Here is a 2,488-nt window from a genome sequence, read left to right on the forward strand (position 1 = left end):
GAGTTGCCCACGGGCTTGTACTACTATCAGGCCACGGTGTACTACGCCCAGCTGGAGCGTAACGCTCCCCCCCAGATCCTCAAAAGCTGGGTCCAGATTATCCGGGAAGACGGCGGCATCAAGTAATTATCCTAAAAGAAGGGCCAAACAGGGAGAAAGAGGCAACAAGAGACAATGCTTCTTTCTCCTTTTTTGTTTTTCCCTTATCTTACCGCTTCATATCAATACATTTTTGACACGCGACAGCGTTGTACTAAAAATGCGTTAAGTCTATGCGGTTCCTCTATATACTTGGTTTTTTAGGTCTGTTTTTCTGCGCTGTTCTGAAGCCTACGGCCAGTCGGGCAACTCACGTTCGGGCGGGTGAGATCACCACCAAACGAATTTCACAAACCTCGCTTACCTACAGAATAACCTTCACCGCTTATTTCGACGAAGTAAAAGGAAAGCCCGCAGCCGATCAGGCAGAAAATTATACATTCTGCTTTGGTGATGGTACAACGGCCGATGTTCGGCGAAGCGGCCGGACCTATATAAACGGACGCACGTCGTCGGTGAATAGTTATACCGTTATCCATACTTATCCTGGTCCCGGAACATACACCATTGGCGTAACCGTACCTAACCGGAATGCCGATACTAAAAACCTTCCGCCTGCCGCCACCTCCGACCAGATTCGTTTTTTCGTTTCAACAACGATTTACATCAACGCAGCCCTGCTGACCAACTCAACCCCGGTGATGCTCAACCCACCGCTGGATTCGGGCCGCGTGGGCCAGAAATTTTGCCATAACCCGGCCGCCTTCGATGCCGATGGCGATAGTCTGGCTTATCGACTGAGTGTACCCCAAACCAGTTTGACAGACAATGGCTGTGTGGGGCGGGCAATTCCGTCGTATCAGGACCCCACCCGATTTGGTAGCGTCAGGGAAGATGGGGGTACTCCAGCCAGTTTCTCGATTAACCCCAAAACGGGTGAATTATGCTGGGATTCGCCGGGCGAGATCGGCCAATTCAACTTTGCATTCATTGTTGAGGAATGGCGCAATGGCGTACTCATCGGCGAGATCACCCGCGACATGCAGATCATCGTGGTCGACAATAGAAACCTGCGTCCGATCATTCAGCCCATACCGGACTTGTGCGTGGAAGCCGGGGCCCTCATCACCCAGCCCATCACCGCCACCGACCCCGACGGCCAGCGCGTCATCATCGCCGGCTTCGGGGGCGTCTTCAACATCGGTGCCGACCGCCAACCCCTGCCCGCCAACGAACTGATCCCGCCCGCCTACGCCCGACTCATCAACGGCGACATCATCCAGAACCAGCCCGCCACGGCCACCTTCTCCTGGCAAACCAGCTGCAATCAGATTCGGCAGGCACCTTACGATGTGACCTTCAAAGTCACCGATGTGCCTACCAGACCTACCCCGGCCCTGACGTCGTTCCAGACCTTCCGCATCCAAATTGTGGGACCCTCCATCAAGAACCTCACGGCCCGGCCCACCGCCACGGCCAACGGACGAGCCATCCAGCTCTCCTGGAGCCCTTATTCCTGCGGCAATCCCGGCACATTCATCACAATCTACCGCAAGGAAGGTTGCGAAGACCGGCCTGTGCCTCCCTGTACCACCGGCGTACCACCCGGCTACACCAGGATTGCTCAAGTGCCCGTCACGGCAACAACTTATACCGATACTTCTTCCCTACGCCGGGGCGTTGCTTACGCCTATCGGCTGGTAGCCGTCTACCCCGACGTCAATGGCGGTAGCAATGGGGGCGTTTCACTAGCCTCCAACCAGGCCTGTCTTAACTTACCCCTGCTGGCACCGGTCATCACCCAGGTCACCGTCGACTCCACCCGAGAGGTCAACGGACAGATCACCGTCCGCTGGACACGACCCATCGGACTCAACCCCGGCGACCTGGGCGGACCCTACCAGTACCGACTCCAGCGGGCCACCGGACTGACCGGAACCGACTTCACCCCCCTCGCCACCATCAACACCACCCTCAACCCCACAGCCCCCGATACCCTCTTCGTTGACCGGGGTACCTCTACGTCAGCCCTCAATACTACGGCCAACCCTTACCGTTACCGGCTGGAGTTCTTCTACACCGATGCCGCCACCCAACAGCTCACCCGGCTCGACGTCACCGAAGCGGCTTCCTCCGTCCGGCTCAGCGCTACCCCCGCCAACCGGCAGGTCACCCTGGCCTGGCAGGCCAACGTGCCCTGGTCCAACGACGCCCGCGTCCATGACGTCTACCGCAGCCGGAGCGGCCCCAACGGCCCTTTCAACAAGATCAGAGAAGTCACCGTCCAGACCCAGCCTTACTCCTTCACCGACGATGGAAGTGACACCTTCACCGCCGACGGCAACACCAGCCGAGTCCTCTCGGCCGACTCCAGCTACTGCTACCGGGTGATGACCCGGGGCCAGTACACCGACACCCAACTGGCCCGCCTGGGCGTGCTGCTCAACTA

General features: G+C 57.9%; 1 protein-coding gene. It reads left to right on the forward strand.

Features of this window, described 5'->3' with window-relative positions:
- Nucleotides 1–272 precede the first annotated feature (272 nt).
- Nucleotides 273–2,488: PKD domain-containing protein (locus CRO74_RS31110; protein WP_097132245.1), on the forward strand; the 2,216-nt coding region annotated here is incomplete at its 3' end.

Source organism: Spirosoma fluviale (genome assembly GCF_900230225.1).
Taxonomy (GTDB): domain Bacteria; phylum Bacteroidota; class Bacteroidia; order Cytophagales; family Spirosomataceae; genus Spirosoma; species Spirosoma fluviale.